Source organism: Marinobacter sediminum, from assembly GCF_016820575.1.
GTDB lineage: Bacteria > Pseudomonadota > Gammaproteobacteria > Pseudomonadales > Oleiphilaceae > Marinobacter > Marinobacter sediminum.
In genome coordinates this window covers 1-800 of record NZ_JAEMQH010000010.1, presented here as the reverse complement: position 1 = coordinate 800, position 800 = coordinate 1, and the positions used below count along the sequence as shown (strand labels likewise).

Below are 800 nucleotides of genomic sequence, written 5' to 3'. Positions count from 1 at the left end.
CTGCTGTCTCGTCAGGTTGGCGTTCCGTTCATCGTTGTGTTCCTGAACAAAGCGGACATGGTCGATGACGAAGAGCTGCTCGAGCTGGTAGAGATGGAAGTTCGTGATCTGCTGAGCCAGTACGACTTCCCGGGCGACGACACTCCGATCGTTACCGGTTCCGCGCTGATGGCGCTGGAAGGTAAGGACGACAACGAGATGGGTACTACCGCTGTTAAGAAGCTGGTAGAAGCCCTGGACGACTACATCCCTGAGCCAGAGCGTGCTATCGATCAGCCGTTCCTGATGCCGATCGAGGACGTATTCTCCATCTCTGGTCGTGGTACCGTTGTGACCGGTCGTGTTGAGCGTGGTGTTATCAAGGTTGGTGAAGAGATCGAGATTGTTGGTATCAAAGATACCGTCAAGACGACTTGCACCGGCGTTGAGATGTTCCGCAAGCTGCTGGACGAAGGCCGTGCTGGTGAGAACGTTGGTGTTCTGCTGCGTGGTACCAAGCGTGACGACGTTGAGCGTGGTCAGGTTCTGTGTAAGCCGGGCTCCATCAAGCCGCACACCAAGTTCGAGTGCGAAGTGTACGTATTGAGCAAAGATGAAGGCGGTCGTCATACTCCGTTCTTCAAGGGCTACCGTCCTCAGTTCTACTTCCGTACCACCGACGTAACTGGTTCCTGTGAACTGCCGGAAGGCGTGGAAATGGTTATGCCGGGTGACAACGTGAAGATGAGCGTTACCCTGATCGCTCCGATCGCCATGGAAGATGGCCTGCGCTTCGCGATTCGCGAAGGTGGTCGTACCGT

The 800-nt window shown here is 55.5% G+C and carries 1 protein-coding gene; it reads left to right on the top strand.

Annotation, left to right across the window (positions count from 1 at the left end):
• On the top strand, nt 1-800 hold an 800-nt coding region (locus FGO67_RS16995), incomplete at both ends, for an elongation factor Tu (protein ID WP_203301826.1).